Origin of the sequence: Shimia sp. FJ5 (genome assembly GCF_032918335.1) — a bacterium.
In the GTDB taxonomy this organism is placed as follows: Bacteria; Pseudomonadota; Alphaproteobacteria; order Rhodobacterales; family Rhodobacteraceae; genus Shimia; species Shimia aestuarii_A.
In genome coordinates this window covers 2,501-23,906 of the sequence record NZ_JAWJUV010000011.1, presented here as the reverse complement: position 1 = coordinate 23,906, position 21,406 = coordinate 2,501, and the positions used below count along the sequence as shown (strand labels likewise).

General features: G+C 55.4%; 19 protein-coding genes, 1 tRNA gene and 2 rRNA genes. 7 read left to right on the top strand and 15 right to left on the bottom strand.

The window, feature by feature from the left end:
• From R1W01_RS17880 to R1W01_RS17835, 11 genes are all read right to left on the bottom strand, one after another.
• Entirely contained in the window at positions 1 to 1,113 is a 1,113-nt protein-coding gene (locus R1W01_RS17880; RefSeq protein WP_243613657.1) for an inositol-3-phosphate synthase, read from the bottom strand.
• Positions 1,110 to 1,745, bottom strand: coding sequence for a DUF4833 domain-containing protein (locus tag R1W01_RS17875; protein ID WP_243613656.1), 636 nt, complete (start codon positions 1,743 to 1,745; stop codon positions 1,110 to 1,112). The genes R1W01_RS17880 and R1W01_RS17875 overlap by 4 nt, the downstream gene beginning before the upstream one ends.
• Before the next feature lie 5 nt (positions 1,746 to 1,750).
• Positions 1,751 to 2,983 carry an aminotransferase class I/II-fold pyridoxal phosphate-dependent enzyme gene (locus R1W01_RS17870; RefSeq protein WP_297758252.1) on the bottom strand — a complete coding sequence of 411 codons (1,233 nt, stop codon included), beginning with the start codon at positions 2,981 to 2,983 and terminating at the stop codon, positions 1,751 to 1,753.
• Between the two features lie 135 nt (positions 2,984 to 3,118).
• Positions 3,119 to 4,774 carry a U32 family peptidase C-terminal domain-containing protein gene (locus tag R1W01_RS17865; protein WP_297758257.1) on the bottom strand — a complete coding sequence of 552 codons (1,656 nt, stop codon included), beginning with the start codon at positions 4,772 to 4,774 and terminating at the stop codon, positions 3,119 to 3,121.
• 66 nt (positions 4,775 to 4,840) lie between these two features.
• Positions 4,841 to 5,569, bottom strand: coding sequence for an SDR family NAD(P)-dependent oxidoreductase (locus R1W01_RS17860; RefSeq protein WP_297758262.1), 729 nt, complete (start codon positions 5,567 to 5,569; stop codon positions 4,841 to 4,843).
• On the bottom strand, positions 5,566 to 6,120 hold the full coding sequence (locus R1W01_RS17855; protein WP_243613652.1) for a DUF3833 domain-containing protein: 555 nt from the start codon (positions 6,118 to 6,120) through the stop codon (positions 5,566 to 5,568). The genes R1W01_RS17860 and R1W01_RS17855 overlap by 4 nt, the downstream gene beginning before the upstream one ends.
• The gene (locus R1W01_RS17850; RefSeq protein WP_243613651.1) at positions 6,117 to 7,340 is read right to left on the bottom strand and encodes an MFS transporter; all 1,224 of its coding nucleotides are present in this window, start codon (positions 7,338 to 7,340) and stop codon (positions 6,117 to 6,119) included. Before R1W01_RS17850 ends, R1W01_RS17855 begins: the two co-directional genes overlap by 4 nt.
• Positions 7,337 to 7,813 (bottom strand): chalcone isomerase family protein, encoded by a 477-nt coding sequence (locus tag R1W01_RS18430; RefSeq protein ID WP_411028177.1) that lies wholly within the window; start codon positions 7,811 to 7,813, stop codon positions 7,337 to 7,339. Before R1W01_RS18430 ends, R1W01_RS17850 begins: the two co-directional genes overlap by 4 nt.
• A 43-nt stretch (positions 7,814 to 7,856) precedes the next feature.
• Entirely contained in the window at positions 7,857 to 9,017 is a 1,161-nt protein-coding gene (locus R1W01_RS17845) for an SAM-dependent methyltransferase (RefSeq protein WP_243613650.1), read from the bottom strand.
• Positions 9,014 to 9,763 (bottom strand): DUF1365 domain-containing protein, encoded by a 750-nt coding sequence (locus tag R1W01_RS17840; protein ID WP_297758268.1) that lies wholly within the window; start codon positions 9,761 to 9,763, stop codon positions 9,014 to 9,016. Before R1W01_RS17840 ends, R1W01_RS17845 begins: the two co-directional genes overlap by 4 nt.
• Positions 9,760 to 11,037: an NAD(P)/FAD-dependent oxidoreductase gene (locus R1W01_RS17835; protein ID WP_297758271.1), complete on the bottom strand. Its 1,278-nt coding sequence runs from the start codon at positions 11,035 to 11,037 to the stop codon at positions 9,760 to 9,762. The genes R1W01_RS17840 and R1W01_RS17835 overlap by 4 nt, the downstream gene beginning before the upstream one ends.
• 97 nt (positions 11,038 to 11,134) lie before the next feature.
• On the opposite strand from R1W01_RS17835, the gene R1W01_RS17830 reads away from it, so the two are divergent.
• Both R1W01_RS17830 and R1W01_RS17825 read left to right on the top strand, forming a co-directional pair.
• Entirely contained in the window at positions 11,135 to 11,800 is a 666-nt protein-coding gene (locus tag R1W01_RS17830; RefSeq protein ID WP_411028176.1) for a sigma-70 family RNA polymerase sigma factor, read from the top strand.
• Positions 11,797 to 12,432 (top strand): ChrR family anti-sigma-E factor, encoded by a 636-nt coding sequence (locus tag R1W01_RS17825; RefSeq protein WP_243613647.1) that lies wholly within the window; start codon positions 11,797 to 11,799, stop codon positions 12,430 to 12,432. Before R1W01_RS17830 ends, R1W01_RS17825 begins: the two co-directional genes overlap by 4 nt.
• A gap of 57 nt (positions 12,433 to 12,489) precedes the next feature.
• Here R1W01_RS17825 and R1W01_RS17820 read toward each other — a convergent pair whose 3' ends face one another.
• Positions 12,490 to 14,112 carry an alpha/beta hydrolase gene (locus R1W01_RS17820; protein ID WP_297758275.1) on the bottom strand — a complete coding sequence of 541 codons (1,623 nt, stop codon included), beginning with the start codon at positions 14,110 to 14,112 and terminating at the stop codon, positions 12,490 to 12,492.
• Between the two features lie 96 nt (positions 14,113 to 14,208).
• Between R1W01_RS17820 and R1W01_RS17815 the strand changes: the two genes are divergently transcribed.
• The 5 genes from R1W01_RS17815 (at position 14,209) to R1W01_RS17800 (ending at position 17,705) form a co-directional block, all read left to right on the top strand.
• Complete coding sequence (locus tag R1W01_RS17815) at positions 14,209 to 14,559, top strand: STAS domain-containing protein (protein WP_243613645.1); 351 nt, start codon at positions 14,209 to 14,211, stop codon at positions 14,557 to 14,559.
• Between the two features lie 46 nt (positions 14,560 to 14,605).
• Entirely contained in the window at positions 14,606 to 14,833 is a 228-nt protein-coding gene (locus R1W01_RS18425; RefSeq protein ID WP_366936460.1) for a DUF1127 domain-containing protein, read from the top strand.
• A gap of 71 nt (positions 14,834 to 14,904) precedes the next feature.
• The gene (locus tag R1W01_RS17810; protein WP_317275418.1) at positions 14,905 to 15,780 is read left to right on the top strand and encodes an oxygenase MpaB family protein; all 876 of its coding nucleotides are present in this window, start codon (positions 14,905 to 14,907) and stop codon (positions 15,778 to 15,780) included.
• Between the two features lie 167 nt (positions 15,781 to 15,947).
• The gene (locus R1W01_RS17805) at positions 15,948 to 17,021 is read left to right on the top strand and encodes a class I SAM-dependent methyltransferase (protein WP_297758282.1); all 1,074 of its coding nucleotides are present in this window, start codon (positions 15,948 to 15,950) and stop codon (positions 17,019 to 17,021) included.
• A gap of 168 nt (positions 17,022 to 17,189) precedes the next feature.
• Positions 17,190 to 17,705, top strand: a complete 516-nt coding sequence (locus tag R1W01_RS17800; protein WP_317275417.1) for an isoprenylcysteine carboxyl methyltransferase family protein — start codon at positions 17,190 to 17,192, stop codon at positions 17,703 to 17,705.
• A 197-nt stretch (positions 17,706 to 17,902) separates the two neighbouring features.
• Here the strand turns inward: R1W01_RS17800 and R1W01_RS17795 are convergent.
• The 3 genes from R1W01_RS17795 to R1W01_RS17785 all read right to left on the bottom strand — a co-directional run bounded on the left by R1W01_RS17795 (position 17,903) and on the right by R1W01_RS17785 (position 21,202).
• Positions 17,903 to 17,979: transfer RNA gene (locus R1W01_RS17795), tRNA-Met, on the bottom strand.
• Between the two features lie 199 nt (positions 17,980 to 18,178).
• A 5S ribosomal RNA gene (gene rrf / locus R1W01_RS17790) occupies positions 18,179 to 18,293 on the bottom strand.
• Positions 18,294 to 18,364: 71 nt separating this feature from the next.
• Positions 18,365 to 21,202, bottom strand: a 23S ribosomal RNA gene (locus tag R1W01_RS17785).
• Positions 21,203 to 21,406: the final 204 nt, after the last annotated feature.

Genomic DNA, 21,406 nt, shown 5'->3' with positions numbered 1-21,406 from the left:
TTACACGTCTTCGCCTGCGGCGAATTTCAGCACGAGGTCATGCGCGTTGGTATCTTCAACCTGTTCAGGCGGGTGCTTGAACAGAAACGCACTCGCAGCATTTACCGGACCAGAGAGTCCACGGTCCCGAGCGATACGCGCACACCGGATTGCTGTGAGCGCTTCTGCGGCCGCGTTTGGGCTATCTTCTACGTCGAGACGAAGTTCAATATTCGTCCGAGCCCCCCCGAACAAACGACCTTCAAGCCGCACATAAGCGACCTTGCGATCATTGAGCCAAGGGATGTAGTCAGACGGTCCAATACGAATGTCATCATCCGCAAGACGATCTTCCATAACGGCCTGTACCGCTTCTGTCTTGCTCTCGCGTTTGCTCGTCAGGCGGGCCTGCTCCGACATATTGAGGAAGTCCGTGTTGCCGCCCACGTTGAGCTGATAGGTTCGGTCGATTTCCACACCACGCATCTCTGCAAGATTGGCAAGCGTGCGGTGCACGATTGTCGCGCCAAGCTGTGCTTTAAAATCGTCGCCGAGACAGGGAATGCCGGCCTTTTCGAAACGTGCCGCCCACACGGGGTTGGACGCAATGAAGACCGGAATGCCGTTCACGACGGCAACGCCCGCTTCAAGCGCACACTCAACATAGAACTCGACTGCTTTCTGCGATCCGACAGGCAAGAAGATAATCATGACCTCCGCAGCCGTCTCCTTCAGGATCGCAATGATCTCATCCTTGTCCAGAGCCGGTGTATCGGAAAGCCGGAAACTACGATCTTCGGGGCGGGCAAGCATGTGCGCCGCGACACCGTCGAGATCAGGCCCTCGGTGTACTGTCGCGGTCTGATCGCTCAACTCTGTGTAGAACCGCTCGGTGCAGTTCGGGGCTGCCATCGCCGCTTCGCCGAGTGTCCGACCGACCTTGCGCGCGTCTACGTCAAACCCGGCTACAAGTTCAACATCCGCAGGCGTATAGCCCGCGAGCTCAGGGAAACTCACGCCGACAGCGTCTTCGCCCCTTGCACGGCAATAGCTCACACCCTGAATGAGAGAGCTGGCGCAATTGCCGACACCGACAATCGCGGTGCGAATAAACTTGGATTCTTGAGCAGTCATTGGCGAATGTCTCCACCCGAAACGGAAATCATGTGCGTCACGTATGCATCCTTTTTAGGATCGAATGTAAATAGGCGAAGGCGAACAACTTTGGCAATCAGGCCACTTTCGTCCAGATCGAGATACCCGTAGATCAACCGATACTCACGCCCCTGAATACGCACCCAAAGCGCCGATTTAAACGGTGCTTCCTGACGCAGTTCGGGCGCGAGCTTCGGAAGAGCTGCAAAGCGCGCGGCGAAGCCTTCACCGCTGCGAAGCGCGCGTGCCGAGATACCATATGCAAACAACCGCTCGACCACCTTCAGTCGGCGCGTTTGCCCTTCTTCGGCATAGCGCCTCCAATAGGCATCCAAAGGACGGCTGGATATCAAATCACCCGAGGCATCATATCGCGCACGATAGACCACGGTATTAGGGTTCATGGACCTCTGGATGTAGAAGACCTGCCCAGCATCGTTCGGACGTGGCCATTTCGGCTGAACAACCGGGAGGCGCTTTGTCTCCTTGGATTCGATGAGATCGAGTGAAGGATCCGCGCTGGCCACATGCGGCGCCATAGTGCACAACAACAGGATGCACCCAAGCAGCAGGGCCTGCCTCAACAGCCAATATGGTGAAAGCCCGATCATCTCACTTAACTCGCGCGCAGCCCCTCGATACTGGCTGATTGAAACGCAGCGCGCGCGGCAAGGATTGCGCTCACAGTCCGCTCGAAATCTTTTTGGCTGTGTTTTGCCGAGATGAAGCACCGAATGCGCGGCGCGTCTTTCGGAATCCCGACATGCACCACTGGAGGTGTGTAGATACCTTGCTGCAAGAGCGCTCCGGCGACAAAGACGCACTCTTCGGGACTCTCGAACAACACAGGGACGACGGCCTCGCCTATGGCATCTCCGGTGTCGAGGCCTGCCGCTTGTGCCATATTGAGGAACATGCGTGAATTCTCGCGCAATCTGGCTACGCGTTCTGGCTCACGTCTTAGAACGCCGAGCGCCGCGCGCGCCGATGCAACCGTCGAGGGGGCGAGGCCGACGGAATAAACAAAACCCGGAAGAGTGAACTTCAACCACTCAACAATGCGCGCCTCCGCAGCGATGAAACCTCCCGACGCACCGAAACTCTTTGAAAGTGTTCCGACTGCTAGCTCAATGCGCTTGGGATCTACGCCGAAGTGTTCAGAAAGGCCGCGACCCGTTTCCCCCAAGACACCATATGAATGTGCTTCATCGAGAAGAAGCCATGCGTCATGCGCGTCCTTGATCTCGAGCAACCTTGGAAGGTCGGTAATGTCCCCATCCATCGAAAAGAGCCCATCTGTCGCAATGAGCACGCGCCCGAATTCTTGCCGCCGCTCGCCGAGCAGAGCGTTCAAGGCCTCCAGATCATTGTGTGGGTAGGTCAAGAAAGTGCACTTCGCGGCCTTGCATCCGGAAATGATCGAATTGTGCGCCAACTCGTCCGCGATGACGAGGTCTCTCCCCGTCATCACATGCCCGATGATCGACATATTAGTCAGGTAACCGGAGATAATCGAAAGGACACCTCCAACCCCAAGAAAAGCGGCAAGTTCCTTCTCGAAAGCGCGATGGATACTGCGCTCTCCTCCGACGAGCCGCGACCCGCCTGCACCGGTTCCAAAGTGATCGATCGCGCTCTTGGCGGCCGCTGTGACTTCCGGATCCTGCATCATACCAAGATAGTCATAGTGCGAGAGGCTTAGAAAACCCTCCGGCCACTGATCGGCAGATTCTTCAAGCAAATCCGTCTCAACGAAGTAGGGATGGTTCCCTCCTTCTACCAAGGCGCTGCCCGCCAACCTGTATCTGCGTTCAGCATAGTCCAGAAAGCTGGAGCGTTTTTCTTGCATTAAGTCCTCCGCCCACACCCTCGGGTATCGGTCTGACGGCTATATATTGTCCCCGACACCCTTCTAACGAATTCGTGAGGCTTAGCAAAACGCTTTGTTCCTGAGAGCGTTAGGCGAAAAGCGGACACAGGGCACCTACTCAGCCGCAGGAAGGCGAAAAGCAGCAGCTTCCGCCTTTGTCAGCATGGCCCCTTGCTTGCGCTGAAGAAGGATTTCACGCGCCTTGGCATAACTGTCGTCTTGCCAGAAAATCAAGCAACCGTTGCAGCCCTTGCCACAACACCCTTCGGTGCCGACACGGTTTGTTTTGAAACGGCGCGTATTCGCATCACTCTCAATTGCCTCGACAAGCGCGTCGCGGCGGCGGCGATAGGCAGTTTCGCCCGTCGTGTCCTTCACTTCCATCGCCAGCGCCGTTTTGTCGAGTTTGAGGCGCGCCCATTGCTCTTCAGTCAGGGCGCGCTCTTTTCTCAGAACGGTAAACACAGGAAAGTTTGCACGAAGATCATCGGCATCCTCATGCTCAAAAAGGGAGAAAGGCAAACGGATGATTGTCTTGGTGCTACCGTGGATCACGTCTTTGATCTCTCCGGTTTCTGCGACCTCATACTCATAAGCGCGAAGCAAAACCGTATTGCGCGCGGTGGGTGATACGATCTCAATCACATCGCCAGGCTCGAGCTTGTTCTTCACTTCGACGTGGAACGCGTCATCGGTGACTTCCGTCACGACTCCCGCATATTCCCATTGCGCGATTGCCTGAGTGTGTTCGTAGCCATGCGCTAGATTTGTAAGGCGTCCCTTGTGAAATGCGAGCGTGTAGCCACGATTGCCCACGGTCTCAAGCTCTTCCATGTAGTCTGCCGCATTCCAGTTTTCCGGATCGGCATAGTAGTCATCGATCGCCATGCGATAGGCGCGCGCAACAATCGCGGCATAGTATTCCGATTTGCCGCGCCCTTCGACTTTGAGGCTATCGACGCCGATGCGCAGGTAGTCATCAAGCTTCGGCAGAAGGCAAAGGTCTTTAGAGTTCAGAATATAACTCCCGCGTTCGTCTTCCTGAATCGGCAGGAATTCACCTGGACGCACCCCTTCTTCGAGCAAGAATTCAAACATATCGAGGTTGTCTTCATCGACGATCAGTTCCTGAACTGTCCCATCTTTTAGGCGCATATGGAACTTGTAGTTCCAACGACAGGAATTGGCGCAGTTCCCTTGGTTGGCACCGCGCTCAGCCATGAAGTTCGACAAAAGGCATCGCCCCGAATAGGTCATGCACATCGCGCCATGCACGAAGGCTTCGAGCTTGATATCCGGGCATTTCTCACGAATTTCTTCAAGCTCTGGAAAAGACACCTCGCGGGCGAGAACGACAAGGTCGGCTCCCTGCGACTGCCAGAACTGCGTGGTTAGCCAAGAGGCGATATTGGCTTGCGTCGAAACATGAAGCGAGATCTCCGGCGCGCGTTCGCGGACATATTGAAACACACCCGGGTCAGAGATGATTAGCCCATCCGGCTTCACCTTGCGCACCGTCTCAAGGTATTCATCAAGCTTGGGAATATCCTTGTTGTGCGAAAAGAGGTTGAGCGTCAGATACGCCCTGCGACCATGTGCATGGCAGAACTCCACCCCAGCGATAACGTCCTCCAGCGAGAACTCGGATTTTGTTCTCAGGCTGAGGTCAGGCGTCCCTAGATACACGGCATCCGCCCCGTAGAGGACAGCCATCTTGAGCTTTCGAAGGTTGCCAGCCGGCATAAGAAGTTCGGAACGATGTTGGGTCATGACTCGCGCTTTCCATTCGGAAGGCCTCTCCATACATCAGAAACACCAACAGAGCAAAGAACCCATTCAGGCCCCCATCAGCCTAAGAAAAAGACGCCGAGGCAGAAATTTTGACCCCATAAACAACAAGGCAAACGGCTTAGGGAAGCTTGTCGAAAACCGGCCAGATCGCATCGCCCGCAACACATGACGAGCCGCGCCTTCTGGCTCCATGATCTGAGGCATGGTGAATTCGTTCTTTGCCGTCAAACGTGTTCGAATGAACCCCGGATTGACGCGTTGGACGCGAACACCACTCCGATGCAGGTCTGCATACATGTCTTCCGCGAGATGCATAAGAGCGGCCTTGCTGGAAGCATATCCAATGGCGCCAGGAAGCCCCGAGAAACCGGCCAAAGACCCGACAAGCACGATGTGCCCGTCTTTTCTTCGGGCCATCCCAGGCACGATATGGCCGAGCACCCGCAGCGCCCCCATGTAGTTGGCCTCGGCAATGGATAGCGCCCGTTCTGCATCCCAATCCTGCGCAGGCATTGGATCATAGAGGCCTACCGAATAGACGATCCCGTCGACCTCCCCGACCTGCTCCACTGCTTGTGCAACAGACTCCCCATCCGTCACATCCATTGCGACACCTCGGGCTCCGTCGATCTCTTTCTCCATTTCCTGTAGGCGCTCCGAATTGCGCGCAGACAGGATAACCTGTGCGCCTTCGGCGGACAGAAGCCGCGCAAGCGCCAACCCAAGGCCTTCGGACGCGCCAATAATCCAGTAGGTCTTGCCGTTGAGATTCATGGCGACACCGGGCGGATCGTGGCAATCAGCTCTGCAACTTTGACACCATACTTGCGCATCTCAGAGCGATTCATGATGACACCATTCTCCATCAGATACATCCAGTCCGTGACATCAAGGACATGCCCGCCAGCATCTTCGAGAAGTTTGATCCGGTATGTCAGACGCACAGTCGCCCCAGACACCTCACCGTGTGCCGTGCCAATCACATCAGGGGCGGTCGCAGTGAACTTCCCGTTCTCACCGATCATCAGCGACCAACGACGCGCTTGTTCTTGCCCACTCCCCGCATAGACGAAATCTTCGGTTAGAGTGCCTGTCTCGCCTTCCCAGGTGCCGTTCATATCTGCGACGAACCTTGAAGACACGCGCCCGCGCGGGCCATAGATCATACCTTCGGATTTCATTGGGCCAGACAGATGCTTGCGCAGATCAAAGGCAGGGCCTGTGCCTGCATAGTGCGACGGCCTTTGTGTATGAAATCCAATCGCTAGCTTGAGCAGGACAATAGCGACAATGATAAGAATAAGGATAATCAGAAGCGACTTCATATTGAAACCTCATGAGATGGCAGGCGCAGCACAAGGGCCACCGCGCCGATTTTCAGGAAACAGGGGATCACCGCATATAGAAGCGTCAAACTCAGCAGCGCCGACGCTGTATTGTCACCGTCGGGTCGAAAGCCCGACCAATCGAGGATCGGCAAAGTCATCGCTGCGGCCATGGCAAGCGCAACCTTGATCGACGCCCCCCACCAGCCAAAAGCCCCCGTCTGCGAGAGACCAGCCGCATCCAACCGAGCCGAAAAAAGAGCTGGTAGGATCACCATATCACCGCCCAGCGCCGCGCCGGATGCAAGACAAATCCCCGCGAATAGAAGCGCCGCACCTTCTGGAAGAAACGCAGTTCCACTAAAAGATAAGATCGCGAGGGCCATAGCCCACAAAAGCGACTGACGCGCTCCGAACTTCACTATCAGGCGTGACCAAAGCGGAACCGACGCCGCGGCGGCTAGGAAGAACAAGACAAGGAAACCACCAGCCGCGCCCGGAAGCTGCAACCTGTCCTCAACGAAGAAGAGGAAGAGAGTTGAAGTGACCGCCACTGGCAGATTGTTGATAAATGCCAGAACAAGCAAACGCCCTCCGCCCGCCTGCCTCAAGTCAGAGAAACGTAGTTTGGGGGTCGCTGGTCCCCGCATCTTCCAAAGAGGGAGAGAGATGGCCCAAGCCATTGCGATAAGAACGGCAAGCGCGAGGCCAAAGAAGGTGTAGGCATTTACACTTCCCCAGAGGAAAGCGCCAAGTGGAAGAAGCGAGGCGCCAATCACAATACCAGAAATCGAACCTACCTCGCGCCAGGCAGCAAGCCTCGGCAGGTTTGCGCGCTCACCTGCAATCGCAATGCTCTGGCTATAGAAAAGGATCGTCGCCAAGCTAAAGGCCGTAAAAAGCAGTAGAAGCGACACGAGCAGCCAAGCCAAAGGCGCGAAAGGCGGCTCTACAGCGTATACCATGATGAAACCGACCCCAAGCCCAAAGCTAGCGAGCGCCGCAAGCAGGGGTAGCCTATCTTGGCAAGCTTCGACGAGTTTGCCGAGCAAAGGATCCTGAACGAAATCAAAGACCCTCAAGAACAACAAAAGCCCCGCAACAACCGCAAGATCGAGCCCAAGCTCGGTCGAGGCATATCGCGGCAAATGCAAATAGAGCGGTATTCCCGCGACTGCCGGTACGATAGCAAATATCATCACACGCCAAAGATGCGTCATTGGCCCGCGCCAACGCCTCGTAGCTTTCGCGAGAGCCCCGGATCGCGCGCGCTATCCGATAGCCAAATGGCAAGGAACCTTCGCGCAAGGGAGGGGCCCTCCACAACGCAGGTCTGACGACCATTGAGGTGAAACGAGAGGTTATTCGGAGCGTGCGCAGTAGCCTTGAATCGATCCCCGGATGAAACGTCTCGAAAGCACGGACGCAACCGATCCATTGCTTGATCGACACCTTGCTGGCCACCTTGGATGCGTTCCAGTTCCTTCCTCGTCGCACGTAGGAGTGACTCGCGATCGAATGACCTTGCATAGCGCAGCTCGAGAGCGTGTGGACGGTCAGGATCGTAGGTTCGCCCGCCGGGCGTCAACAATCGTGCATCGTAGAGCTTGAATCCGAACAACCGCACTTCTGCTGCGCCTACAACGACCGGATCACGTAGCTCTCTCGCTTCCGCGGTGACCGAGCAGATCATGAGTCCGGTGGCAACCATGAGCGTCGCGAAGTTTCTTGCTGTCTCAAGTCGCATGAGCCAACTCAACTTGCACAACATCTGTTTGGTTCACCGCGAAACTCGCGGCACAGATCTCAAGGTAATACTGCCAGTTGCGCATGAAGCGTTGATCGTAGCCGAGTCGCATGATCCGCTCGCGCTCTGCAATCAGGCGCTCTGACCAAACCCTACATGTACGAGCGTAATCTTGGCCAAAAGCAAAGCTCTCCTTGACCTCGAGCCCCGCTTCTCTTGCCGCCTTCGCGATCACAGCATCAGAGAGCAGCATCCCTCCGGGGAACGTATACTGTCGAATATAGTCCGAACCTTTCCGATAGATATCGAAATAGGAATCCGGGACAGTGATCGCCTGAACAACCGCACGACCACTCTCTGAGAGGTGCTTCTTGAGCGTCGAAAAATAGGTTGGCCAGTAACGCTCGCCCACCGCTTCGATCATCTCGATTGAGACAATATTATCGTAGGTGCCTTCAACGTTTCGATAGTCGCAAAGGTCAATTTGCGCCCGCCCATCGAGGCGCGCATCGGCATAACCCTTTTGAGAAGGAGAGATTGTGACACCTTTCACAGAGCGCCCGGCCTCTGCCGCACGCTCTGCGAAACCACCCCATCCGCATCCAATCTCGAGAACGCGTTCTCCTTCACCAAGGCGGCTCAAAATCCGATCATATTTCCGGTTCTGCGCGGTTTCGAGATCATTGTCTCCCTCGGAAAAGAGCGCAGAGGAGTAGGTCATGCCGCGGTCAAGCCAGAGCTGGTAGAATTCGTTTCCAACATCGTAGTGACTGCGGATATTGCGAGCCGCTCCGCGGCGGGAGTTCGCACGCATGATGCGGTCCACAACACGGTAGCGCAGCGTATTCCAAGGCGATGGATGCGCAAACTGCTCGAAATTGTCGAGATTGCGAAGTGCGACGGCTGTAAGGTTCTCAATCGAGGGCGTATCCCAGAGTCCTTCTACGTAGGTTTCTCCAAGACCGACGTCGCCTCGTGCCGCCATTGCCGGGACGACTGACCAGTCGTGAAGGCGCATTTCGGCCTCTGGACCACCATCGCCAAAGACATGCTTTTCACCTTCCGGCGTCACGAGGTGCAGCGTCCCTTGTCGCATACCTTCACAACAGGAAAGAAACTCGTGCCGGACACGTTTGTCGAAAAAGTTCATTGAGAAACCTCCTGTTCGGGTGGCGAGGGACGACGCGTGTATGTCGCGCCTTTGAGCTTGAGGCGAAGTGCCTGCCAGTGGATGAGCGCAATGGTACGCAGTGGCCCAAAGGGGCGCCTTATAGAAGCGCCAAGCAAACGCGCATTGCTAAGTCGCGCGCGCTCCCCACAGAGAGTGGCAATAAGACCTTCGCTGCCATTGATGTGGGCGATACGGATCGCAATTCGGTTCTTTGAGATATCGAACTTGAACTGGTAGTCGCCCTCGATGTGCTGGAAAGGCGACACATGGAAGACCTTCTTTGCATCTATCTGATCCTGCGCTCGAATGGGCGCAAATCCCTCCAAGTGGCAGAGATAAGAATGGCGGTCACCAAAGGTGTTGTTAACTTCGGCGATCACCGCCACAAGGTCGTCATCCCGAAATGCGAGCCAAAAGCTCACCGGGTTGAATACGTAGGTCAGGAATCGAGGCTGCGTCAGAAGCAGGATTTTGTCCGCGTTCAAACCGCCCCCTTTAAAGACCTCCTTCGCCCAGGCCTTGCCACGTCCTGCGCCGACCGGACCGCCATGGTGGCGGTCGAGCACCGATGCGAGGTTCAAGCGGTTCCGTGAGAAAAGTAGAGGACCGTCGTTTGCATCTGGGTCAATCAGGACATAATCCACCCCATATCGGAACGTGTTTCCAATCGCTCCCCTTCGGGCATGTGTGGTCGACCCGCGAAGGTGTTCTGGCCAATCGTTCATTGGAGCACCCGCTCAAAATCACGTGCGACACGCACGGCGCTGGCAAATCCATCTTCATGAAAGCCATTGCGCAAGTAGGCGCCGGCGAACCAGGTATTGTTCTCACCCTGAATCGTCTTGATCTTGGATTGTGCATGCAATGCCGCGCGATCAAAGACCGGGTGGCGAAACGTTTTCTGATCGTAAATGCGGTCTTCCCGAACCGACTGCAAAGGATTGAGCGTCACAAAGAGCGGATCGCTTTCCGGGATGTTTTGAAGCCGGTTCATCCAATAGGTGACCCCGATGCCTGAAGCATCCTGATTGCTTTCGGCCTTGTAGACCCACGAAGACCAACACCCTTTCGCCCGCGGCATCTGGGCTTCATCGGCATGCAAGATCGCGTGATTGTCCTGATATTGAATGGCGCCAAGGATCGCCTTCTCGTCCTTCGTTGGTGCCTCCAGAAGTCGCAGGGCCTGATCCGAATGACAGGCAAAGATCACGTCGTCGAATGTCTCCACACCGCGCTCCGAAGCGACACGAACAACGCCACCTGATCGCAGAACGCTCTGCACCGGTGTGGCTGAACGCAGATCACATCCGACGCTCGCAAGATGTGCCGAAAGCCGCGTGACATACTCTCGGCTGCCGCCGCTCACCGTCCACCACTGATGCTGACCTGTGGTGCTCATGAGCGCATGATTTCGAAAGAAACGCACAAGCGTTCGTGCGGGGAACTGGCCAATTTGGTCTGTGCCGGTCGACCAAATCGCCCCGCAGATCGGGCGGAGGTAATAGTCGCGGAACCAATCCCCAAGCCGAAGCTCCGCTACAAGCTCATCGATTGTGATATCGTCGGATGAAGCGCTTGCCTCTGCCCGCTCATTGAACCGCATGATGTCTCTCACCATCCGATAGAAACCGGGGCGCGAAAGGTTGCGCCGTTGCGCGACGAGAGCCGAGAGAGATCGCAGACCGTATTCCACTCGTCCATTGTCGATTGTGGCGCCAAAGCTCATATCGCTTTTCTCGACCGGCACATCGAGATCACGAAACATCGCGGTGAGATGGGGATAGTTTGCGTAGTTGAACACGATGAAGCCCGTATCCACCGCCTGATCCCCATTGCGCCCCGCCACAACGGTTCGCGCATGCCCACCAAGGTTCGCTTCAGCCTCGAAGAGCGTGATGTCGTTTTTCTCAGCCAGAAGATAGGCGGCTGCGAGTCCGGAAATACCACCTCCGACAATTGCGATCTTGCGACGAATGGGGATGGGGACATCAAATGACATTTGCGCTCCTAAAGGCTTGGCTTTTCTTATGTTACGGCCTTCTTCGGGAACCGGATCAAAAAATGATCCAAACCCCAGATAGGGGCGTATCTGGAGTATGCTGCTTGAACAGGGACACCAGATGAGCGTGGTCAATGAGGGCCTGAGCGTTCCAACCTCTTTCTCCCCCATGCGGAGTAAAGAGCCAGACGCAACGCAAACCCCGACCGCACAACAACCGAGATGTGAGACGACAAGACTGATGTTGGCTGTAAGAGATCACCGCGACAAGCAAGCGTTTTCGAGCTTGTTTGACCATTTCGCCCCGCGCCTGAAGGGATTTGCTATCCGATCCGGCGTGACGAATGGCCAAGCCGAAGATGTTGTCCAGGACGTGATGCTGTCTGTTTGGAACAAGGCGCATCAGTTTGATCCAAACCGCGCCGACGTGTCTGGCTGGATTTATCAGATCGCCCGCAACCGTCAGGTCGATCTTTTCCGCAAAAATAGCAGACCTGTGCCCGAAGAGTTGATTTCTGACGATGTCGATACATGTGATGCAGAGCAGATCGTCGGGCTCGAACAGGAAGTTGCTGCACTTCGTTCGGCGCTCACGCGTCTCACCCCGTCGCAGCGCGAATTGATTGAACAAGCTTACCTTGGCGAATTGAGCCATTCGGAGATCCAACTGACCAGCGGTATCCCATTGGGAACCATCAAATCACGAATTCGTCTCGGTCTGGAAAAACTCCGCCACGAACTAAAGGGAACGACGAGCAAATGACGCATATCTCCCATCACATATCGGACGCCTTGATGGCGGCCTATGTCTCGGGAAACCTGCCCCAGGCATACGCTTTGGTACTGGCGACACACATCTCGATGTGTGACTCCTGTCGTGCGAGCTACGCCGCGCATGCGAGTATCGGAGGTGCCGTCCTCGACGGATCATCAAGCGTTTCCGTATCGCCCGTCCTGCGGAACCGTGTTTTGGATATGCTTGATACGCCTCCGCGTGAAGACAAACCATTCCGCGCCTCGGGCATTTTCCCCGCGCCGCTTATGCAGGCCATGAACGGGACTCCGCCGCGCTGGCGTGCGCTTGGTGCTGGCATCCGTCAATCCGTCCTCTACCGTGAGAAGTCCTGTTCTGCGCGCCTTCTCTACATCCCGGCAGGCGAAGCGGTGCCAGAGCATGGTCATGGCGGCCTTGAACTCACGCTGGTGTTGCAGGGAGCCTTCGAAGACGAGACCGGTCGTTTTGGCGTCGGGGATATGGAGATCGCTGATGGTGAGCTCGACCATCAGCCGGTCGCCACGGGTGATGTCCCGTGCATCTGTCTGGCCGCAACGGACGAACCGCTGAACTTCAAATCTCTCCTGCCTCGCCTTTTGCAGCCGGTCTTCCGGATCTGACGGACAGGGGTAGTTTCGGGAACTCGGGGACTTTAGTCTTAAGAACCCTCACGCGTGTCACAAACCTTGGTCTGCCAAGAACTCTGCCATGGTCTCGGCACACACCTTCCATGCTGGTTCGTCTCCAACGAGAACATGATTTCGGCTCTCAAGAGGGACGAACCGAGCATCAGGTATCCCAGCGGCGAGCGCTCGACCGGCGGCGAGCGGTATTCGCTGATCATACTTCGAATGTAGCACCAGCGTAGGTGCGCGCACCTGAGAGAGGCGATCACGGACATCAATGTTGCCGAACGCATCCTGAAACCGCGCGGCATTGCGCGGCGACGTGGTTTGGCGCTGAAGCTCATCGAACCACGCAAGGGTTTCGGCGTGCGCATCTGGCATGAAAGTCTGTGAAAAGATGTGGCGGTAGGCTGGGTTGTCTGTGCCCCACCCCACTTCCGTCAAGGACATAACCGCCTCTCGCCGAGCGCGTTCTTCCTGATCAACCGTATGCCGCCAGCCCGCCGCATACCCTCCAAGCAAGATCAAAGCCGAAACCCGCTCGGGGTGACGCACCGCATATTCTATCGAAACGGCTGCGCCCTGCGAGATTCCAAGCAAAGGAAAGCGCTCGAGGCCAAGCCTGTCGGCAACGGTTTCAAGATCCTCGACAAAAGCATCAAAACCAAGGTCATCCACATCCCAATCCGAAAGACCGCATCCACGTTCATCATACCTGATGAAGCGACGGCCTTTCGCAATCTCTGCGAAACTCCGGCCCCAGATTGGGCTCTGCCAATCAAACTCAAGATGAGTGAGCCAATTGGCTGCCTTGAGCAAGGGTGCGCCTGATCCGATTGTGGCGTAGGCGATTTTTGTGCCGTCGCGGACCTCGCAGAATCCGATTCTCTGCTCCTTGAGTGCCTCGGCTTCGCGCGGCCTTGAATGTCTCTCTGCCGTAGGTTGAGAATTGGCAACATCGGCGGCCTCCTCAGAAACGGATCGGGCATACTCGTCCGCGCCCTCAGGATTGGCCTCGCGCCAAAGTCGTCGCCATTTCTTCGCTGCAAACTCGCTGATATCTGGATGTGTGGCGAGTTGGCGAATTACCTCCACGCGCGAGATTTCGATGTCCTCGCGTTCACTTTGAAGCCATGCTTCGAACAGGTCACTCCCCGCCCCATCAAGGCCGTCAAACGGCGTCTGCTCGAGCATTCGGGCCATTCTCTCAAGCGTCTCAATGCTTGTTTGACCGCGGCGCTGCAACTCGCCGTGAACCTGCCAAAGATTGATCTCGACAGAACCCGTATCGATCTCGACTCGTTCGCGATCGGCGAGAATTCGGACTTGGTCAGGTCTATCGACGACTTGGCGCAATTTGGACAGCGCCCAACGAAGTGCCGCACGGGGGTCATCCGGAAGATCCCAGAACATCTCGCACAATCGCTCGCGCCGGTGTGGACGAGATGTAGCGAACATGAACGCAAGCAAAGCGCGTGCCTTGCGCGAGGAGGGCAGCGGCAACTCGACATCACCATCAAGTACACGGAGTTCACCGAGCAAAAACACGCGCATGTTGCGGCCCCAACAAGAATCAAAAACAACGGAACTTCGGCCAGTTACCACCCGCAATACAACGCTTGCAACAACCTTCCTCTGCGAGAAAGCCGCCAAAGGTAACACGGCGTCAAACAACCATAACGTGCAACCACCATGGTGAGCAGCTCAGTTTCGGCCCAAGCCTCTGCAAATATCTCGACCGTCCTGGCCATGAAATGAAGGAAAACTCGAATGGACCTGTCCATCAAATCAGACATCGGCTCTCAGAGACTTGCGGTCTCAGGAGTGATCAACAGCTCTGGAGCAGGACAACTCCTAGACGCAGTGGTTGCTGCCTGCCTTCAGGCACCCGGCGAAACGTTGGTAGTGGATCTCACCGGCGTCACACATGTGACTCGCGCTGGTGTGCGCGGCTTGGTTATCGCGGCCAAGCTAGCCCAGTATCAGAACGGTGCTTTGAAGATCATCGGCTCTCGCCCGTCCGTAGATCAGGCGCTTTCTCGACTCGGTTACAATCACCTTTTCAAGCATAAGCCCGAGACTGAGGAGCGCCGCGCAATTCTCATGCACAAGGCGAGCTGATCCCCAACACCAATCTCAGGAAACTCGCACCTCAAGGAACCTTTCGATGCGGACATCGGCACTATTTCACCCCTCTTCAAGAGCACAACGCAACGCATCTGGGCATTTCGCATCGCGCCGTGATGCATCTTTGCTCTCGATCTGTCTGGCTGCGGTCAACGCCCACCTGCAGCGACAGAAAGACCAACGCCACTTGGAGCGTCTGCCAGACTACCTGCTCAAGGACATAGGCCTGTCCCGAAGAGACGTTTGCAGACATCTGTGGAAACTCTAACAGATACCACACCGCGATTGTTGAACCATGGCAACTCGACCACGCCTTTGTACCTTAGCCAGAGCATATCAATGAAAAGAATCAACGCCCCAATATGGAAGCCCAAGAAAGGTGAACGTGTGGCGGACCGCATTGCCTTTCTTGACCCAAATGAGAAATTTGAAGAGATCGCGCGACTGTTATACGCTTATGAATTCTCCTGGGATATCGAGCGCGCCCTAGAGTTCGCTCTTTTCCGCACCTATGCCGTTCCTGCCATATCAAGCCTCTTGGCAAAAACGGGGGAGTTCGAAAACCGACCTCGCAAACGCTATGACGACACTGAGATCATCCTAGCCGAGACAAAGGAACACGGGCTTGAAAGCCGGCGGGGGACAGAGGCAATCGCGCGAATGAACGAGATGCATGCGCGCTACCGGATATCAAACACTGATATGCTCTATGTTCTGTCCACTTTCATCTGCGAACCAATCCGCTGGTTGGATCGATTTGGCCGCCGCCCCATAACGAACAAGGAACAGCTTGCGTGGTTCCGATACTATCGCGGGCTTGGATCGCGGATGGGGATTTCAGCGCTGCCAGATTCCTTAGAAGACATGGTTCGTTTCAATGTGAACTATGAGACCGAACGGTTTCGCTTCTCAGAGACGAACGCGACGGTCGCCCAAAGCACGGTGAACCTTCTCTTGTCTTTCTATTTGCCCCGCCCACTGATTCCTTTGGGGCGACCTGTTGTGCATGCGCTGCTTGATGCTCCGTTGCGCGAAAGCATGGGGTTTCAAAAGCCTCCCTCTTGGCTATGTCGCGCTGTCCCGACCGTATTGCGGTTGCGCGCTTTCGCGCTTAGACGGTTGCCGCTTCGCCGGAAACCCCGCCTCCTGACACAAGTCCCTAGGCCCACCTATCCTCAAGGCTACGACATCTCGCGCCTTGGTACGTTTCGCTGAGACGAGACCGAGCGAACCGCGCAGCTGCCCGCAGTAACGAAGCCGTGAGAAACAGGGAAAAACAACGGTTCCCCTGAGGACTACCACGGACACGACAACGGTCGGGCACACGCCTTAGCCCTATTCGATCGCTCATCACGAGATTCCAACATTGAAAGGAAACAACCATGCGATCGCATGAACCGCGGGCGACTGTATTTGAAACCGCAGCACAGGCTGCAGACTCGCTTAAGCAATTCAAGGACATCAAACACGCGCTAAGAAACACGGCATCCAATACCGGCAAGGCACCGACTCTCCAGACCAATGAGGCCAAGGAAGAGCTCGCACAGGTTCTCGACACTGCGGCTTTCTTCCTGAACGGTGGGCGCGACGCTGGCTATCTGGTCGAATGCCTCGTCTTGCAGCTGCACGATCTGCGTTCAGAGTGCTCCCCTGAAACGTGGAAAGAGCTTGTACCGTTGGCACAGGCACACCCCATTCGCGACAAATTGATGGCTGACCCTTTCACTCGCCGGTCTTATGAGAAGCCACGTGGGTACTCCGGTGATGGCGTGCTTCTCGATCTCTTGTACCGCCATCCCGCCGCTCAGGAGGAAGTAGAAAGCAGCAGCCAATTCGGCCAGGACATCTATGCCTACACCAGCATCTCATCGAGCGCTCTCGCAGTGCAAGAACGCCGCGAGATCTTGGCGCAGTTCGTCGATGAAACGGCGGCGCGCCGTGGCGGCGCAGAGATTCTTACGGTCGCCTGTGGCCACCTTCGCGAAGCCGAGTTTTCTTCCGCGTTGGCAGGTAAATCTCTGTCGCGTTGGGTTGCTCTGGATCAGGACGAAGCGAACCTAACGGTGGTTGGAAAAGACTTCGCAGAGACTGTCGTTGAGCCCATGGCCGGAAGCATCAAGGGCCTAATGGCACAACAGTATGATCTCGGTCTGTTCGATCTCGTCTACTCTGCAGGCGTCTATGACTATCTTCCCTTCGAGATTGCAGTCGCCCTGACACGGCGTCTTCTTGATCTGGTCAACCCCGGCGGGACACTTCTCGTAGGGAATTTCAGCACCGAGGTCGTCCCTGCAGGCTATATGGAAACTTTCATGAACTGGTCCCTTCTGCTCCGCGATGAATCGCAGATGCGAGAGATCGTTGTTGCCGCCTGCGCTGGACAAGATGTCGAAACCGAACTGTTCTTCGGGGAAAATCGGCACATCGTCTATGCAAGGATGTCCAAGCCCGCCTAGAGCATCGAAACCAGAGAACGAGGAGACAGTCATGCGACTGTCTCCTTTTTTGGTTTCCAGGGGATGGCACCAACGCGATCGCCTCTCTCCAAGAAATCCAGATTTCTTTCACGATACAGCCCCTCCGAATTCGCTCGCCCGCAGTTCGCAGGGAACCAAAGGACACACATGTTCGAAATCATCTTCATCATAGCGGCCGTCGCTGTTCGCTTTCTTTCTCTCTCTATCTCAATGCGCAATGAGCGCCGCCTGCGAGCGGAGGGCGCCGTGGAGTACGGCGCGAACGCTTCCAAAGCGATCGCTGCTGGTCACATAGCCTTCTATCTCGCTGCGATCACAGAGAGCTATTTAACCATTTCGAGCTTCACCTGGGTCAATGGCGTCGGAGTCGGTCTCTACGTCTTTTCGATCAGTGTGCTTTTTTGGGTAATCGCAGCACTTGAGAGGCTGTGGACCGTGAAACTCTACATCGCGCCCGATCACTGCTTGCAGACGAGCTGGCTTTTCAAACGCTTCCGGCATCCCAACTATTTCCTGAACATATTGCCGGAACTCGTCGGGTTCGCGATCGCTCTGAATGCTTGGCGCACCCTTTTGATACTTGGTCCGGTGTATGTGGTGATCCTATCAATCCGCATACGTCAAGAAGAGCAGATCATGCGAGAGACTTTTCCGCAGTACTAAAGCACGCTCTTCGGTCCTGTGGCGTGGGGAGAGAGCCACCCTCCACGCCACAGCACAGAGTACAGTGACCGCTACAGGAGTGGGCGAGATACCCGTTTGTCGCGGCTCGGGCATGCAGACATCTTGAACGGAGTGGCATGCCCGTTCCTTAGCTGACTTATCTAAGGAAAAGCATCTGCTTGTGAGATTCTTGTGATTGGTTGCGGGGGTAGGATTTGAACCTACGACCTTCAGGTTATGAGCCTGACGAGCTACCGGGCTGCTCCACCCCGCGACAAGGTGATGGATACCTATTTCAGCATGACCCGAGTTTCAAGAGCCTTGCCTCACATCTGGCGCGTTTCCGTTCTTTGCCGTATGGCGAATTCAGAAACGTTTGAGCTGTGACCTTGCCATTCGCATTGAGCGAACCATCATTTTTGGCAAGGATTTTCATTCAGAGAGGTACAAATTTGTTATTTGGTTCTTACTAGGTTTGGCGGTGACCTACTCTCCCACGTCTTGAGACGCAGTACCATCGGCGCGACGGTGCTTAACGGCCGGGTTCGGGATGGGACCGGGTGTTTCACTCGTGCTATGACCACCAAACCGAGAAAGGACCAAATAACCAAGTCAAGTTGTGTGTATGCTTTTGATTTCCAGTCTGTCTTTTACTGGATCAAATCAAGCCTATCGGGCCATTAGTACCGGTCAACTGAACATGTTACCATGCTTACATCTCCGGCCTATCGACGTGGTGGTCTACCACGGCCCTCAGGGATACCTTGTTTTGAGGGGGGCTTCCCGCTTAGATGCCTTCAGCGGTTATCCTGTCCGATCATAGCTACCCAGCACTGCTATTGGCATAACAACTGGTCCACCAGTGGATCGTTCACCCCGGTCCTCTCGTACTAGGGGCAACTCCTCTCAAGTATCCTACACCCACGGCAGATAGGGACCGAACTGTCTCACGACGTTCTAAACCCAGCTCACGTACCTCTTTAAACGGCGAACAGCCGTACCCTTGGGACCTGCTCCAGCCCCAGGATGAGATGAGCCGACATCGAGGTGCCAAACACTGCCGTCGATATGGACTCTTGGGCAGTATCAGCCTGTTATCCCCGGCGTACCTTTTATCCGTTGAGCGATGGCCCTTCCACTCGGGACCACCGGATCACTATGGCCGTCTTTCGACTCTGCTCGACTTGTCAGTCTCGCAGTCAGGCTGGCTTCTGCCATTGCACTCAACGAGCGATTTCCGACCGCTCTGAGCCAACCTTCGCGCGCCTCCGTTACGCTTTAGGAGGCGACCGCCCCAGTCAAACTACCCGCCACGCAGGGTCCCGGATCCGGATAACGGACCGCGGTTAGACATCAAGCAGAACAAGGGTGGTATCTCAAGGGAGGCTCCACCGGGACTGGCGTCCCGGTTTCAAAGCCCACCACCTATCCTGCACATGTTGTGCCTGATGCCAGTGCGAAGCTGTAGTAAAGGTGCACGGGGTCTTTCCGTCTAACCGCGGGAAGCCTGCATCTTGACAGGCAATTCAATTTCGCTGAGTCGATGTTGGAGACAGCGGGGAAGTCGTTACGCCATTCGTGCAGGTCGGAACTTACCCGACAAGGAATTTCGCTACCTTAGGACCGTTATAGTTACGGCCGCCGTTTACCTGGGCTTCAATTCGGAGCTCTCACCCCTCCTTTTAACCTTCAGGCACCGGGCAGGCGTCAGACCCTATACGTCGTCTTGCGACTTCGCAGAGCCCTGTGTTTTTAGTAAACAGTCGCCACCCCCTGGTTTGTGCCCCCAGCCAATACTTGCGTAGAAACTGGGCCTCCTTCTCGCGAACTTACGGAGGTATTTTGCCGAGTTCCTTCAACATCGTTCTCTCAAGCGCCTTGGTATGCTCTACCAGTCCACCTGTGTCGGTTTAGGGTACGATCTTATGATGGAGCTATTTCCAGGGACTGATTAGCGGCCCCTCCAATCCGATAAGGAGGAACAACCTTCACAATCCGTCACTACCATCTGGCTCCGGAATATTAACCGGATTCCCATCGACTACGCCTTTCGGCCTCGCCTTAGGGGTCGGCTTACCCTGCTCAGATTAGCTTTAAGCAGGAACCCTTGGACTTTCGGCGAGAGTGTCTCTCACACTCTTTGTCGCTACTCATGTCATCATTCTCACTAGTGATCTCTCCACCGGATGGCTCACGCCCCGGCTTCATCGAAAGCTCCTTGATCCTCCAAGGCGATCCGAGGATCGCTAAAGAGGATAGGAACTATGTCACACTACGCTCTGCTACCACAGTCACAAAAGTGACTATCCTAAGCTTCGGCTCATGGCTTGAGCCCCGTTACATCTTCGCCGCAGGACAACTTATTTAGACCAGTGAGCTGTTACGCTATCTTTAAAGGATGGCTGCTTCTAAGCCAACCTCCTGGTTGTTTTGGTCGTCCCACCTGCTTTCCCACTTAGCCATGAATTAGGGGCCTTAGCTGTAGGTCAGGGTTGTTTCCCTCTCCACTACGGACGTTAGCATCCGCAGTGTGTCTGCCATCTAGTACTCCCGGGTATTCGGAGTTTGGTTAGGATCAGTAAGCCTGTGGGGCCCCATTACCCATCCAGTGCTCTACCCCCCGGGGTATTCGGATGACGCTCTACCTAAATAGATTTCGCAGAGAACCAGCTATCTCCGAGTTTGATTGGCCTTTCACCCCTAGGCACAACTCATCCCGATCTTTTTCAACAGATGTGGGTTCGGCCCTCCAGTAAGTGTTACCTTACCTTCAGCCTGGTCATGCCTAGATCACTCGGTTTCGGGTCTAATGCATCTAACTCAATCGCCCTATTAAGACTCGCTTTCGCTGCGCCTACACCTAACGGCTTAAGCTTGCTAGATACACTAAGTCGATGACCCATTATACAAAAGGTACGCTGTCAGCCCTCAAGGGGCCTCCAACTGATTGTAGGCGTTCGGTTTCAGGTACTGTTTCACTCCCCTCGTCGGGGTGCTTTTCACCTTTCCCTCACGGTACTGGTTCGCTATCGGTCAGTAAGGAGTACTTAGCCTTCGAAGGTGGTCCTCCGATCTTCAGACAGGATTTCACGTGTCCCGCCCTACTTAATACATCCCATCGAGCTTCCCATACGGGGCTGTCACCCGCTATGGCCATGCTTCCCAACATGTTCTGGTCACTCTCAAGGCTTGGCTGGTCCGCGTTCGCTCGCCGCTACTAGCAGAGTATCAATTGATTTCCTTTCCTCCGGGTACTTAGATGTTTCAGTTCCCCGGGTTTGCTCTTAAAACCCTATGTATTCAGGTCTTAAGTACCTGTTTCAGCAACTTGTTGACTACCAAAGGTAACAACAAGGAACTGTCAGGTGGGTTCCCCCATTCAGAGATCCATGGATCAAAGCTTATTCTCAGCTCCCCATGGCTTATCGCAGAGTATCACGTCTTTCATCGCCTCTTACTGCCAAGGCATCCACCAAACGCCCTTCTCGCGCTTGATTTGATCCAGAAAGAGACAGACTTGCGTCTGACGTGACCGCATAAGCTGGCAAGCAATGCAGTCCTGTTTCTGAACCAAAAGTCATACTTTTCCCGCTCTTCCTCCTGGAACCCACACTTCCGATGTCGGTCGGACCCGTGTGGAGGAAGAAGAACATTGAGCAACCGCTTGGTTGCTCGGGTTAGTGTACTTGACTTGGACAACA

Bases quoted from the DNA above. Each gene is read 5' to 3' on its own strand.
- R1W01_RS17800 (WP_317275417.1), top strand. From the start codon at position 17,190: ATGTTCGAAATCATCTTCATCATAGCGGCCGTCGCTGTTCGCTTTCTT.
- R1W01_RS17830 (WP_411028176.1), top strand. From the start codon at position 11,135: ATGCTGCTTGAACAGGGACACCAGATGAGCGTGGTCAATGAGGGCCTG.
- R1W01_RS17815 (WP_243613645.1), top strand. From the start codon at position 14,209: ATGGACCTGTCCATCAAATCAGACATCGGCTCTCAGAGACTTGCGGTC.
- R1W01_RS17855 (WP_243613652.1), bottom strand. From the start codon at position 6,120: ATGAAGTCGCTTCTGATTATCCTTATTCTTATCATTGTCGCTATTGTC.
- R1W01_RS17880 (WP_243613657.1), bottom strand. From the start codon at position 1,113: ATGACTGCTCAAGAATCCAAGTTTATTCGCACCGCGATTGTCGGTGTC.
- R1W01_RS17805 (WP_297758282.1), top strand. From the start codon at position 15,948: ATGCGATCGCATGAACCGCGGGCGACTGTATTTGAAACCGCAGCACAG.
- R1W01_RS17865 (WP_297758257.1), bottom strand. From the start codon at position 4,774: ATGACCCAACATCGTTCCGAACTTCTTATGCCGGCTGGCAACCTTCGA.
- R1W01_RS17875 (WP_243613656.1), bottom strand. From the start codon at position 1,745: ATGATCGGGCTTTCACCATATTGGCTGTTGAGGCAGGCCCTGCTGCTT.
- R1W01_RS18425 (WP_366936460.1), top strand. From the start codon at position 14,606: ATGCGGACATCGGCACTATTTCACCCCTCTTCAAGAGCACAACGCAAC.
- R1W01_RS17825 (WP_243613647.1), top strand. From the start codon at position 11,797: ATGACGCATATCTCCCATCACATATCGGACGCCTTGATGGCGGCCTAT.
- R1W01_RS17835 (WP_297758271.1), bottom strand. From the start codon at position 11,037: ATGTCATTTGATGTCCCCATCCCCATTCGTCGCAAGATCGCAATTGTC.
- R1W01_RS17850 (WP_243613651.1), bottom strand. From the start codon at position 7,340: ATGACGCATCTTTGGCGTGTGATGATATTTGCTATCGTACCGGCAGTC.
- R1W01_RS17810 (WP_317275418.1), top strand. From the start codon at position 14,905: ATGAAAAGAATCAACGCCCCAATATGGAAGCCCAAGAAAGGTGAACGT.
- R1W01_RS17840 (WP_297758268.1), bottom strand. From the start codon at position 9,763: ATGAACGATTGGCCAGAACACCTTCGCGGGTCGACCACACATGCCCGA.
- R1W01_RS17870 (WP_297758252.1), bottom strand. From the start codon at position 2,983: ATGCAAGAAAAACGCTCCAGCTTTCTGGACTATGCTGAACGCAGATAC.
- R1W01_RS18430 (WP_411028177.1), bottom strand. From the start codon at position 7,813: ATGATCTGCTCGGTCACCGCGGAAGCGAGAGAGCTACGTGATCCGGTC.
- R1W01_RS17845 (WP_243613650.1), bottom strand. From the start codon at position 9,017: ATGAACTTTTTCGACAAACGTGTCCGGCACGAGTTTCTTTCCTGTTGT.
- R1W01_RS17860 (WP_297758262.1), bottom strand. From the start codon at position 5,569: ATGAATCTCAACGGCAAGACCTACTGGATTATTGGCGCGTCCGAAGGC.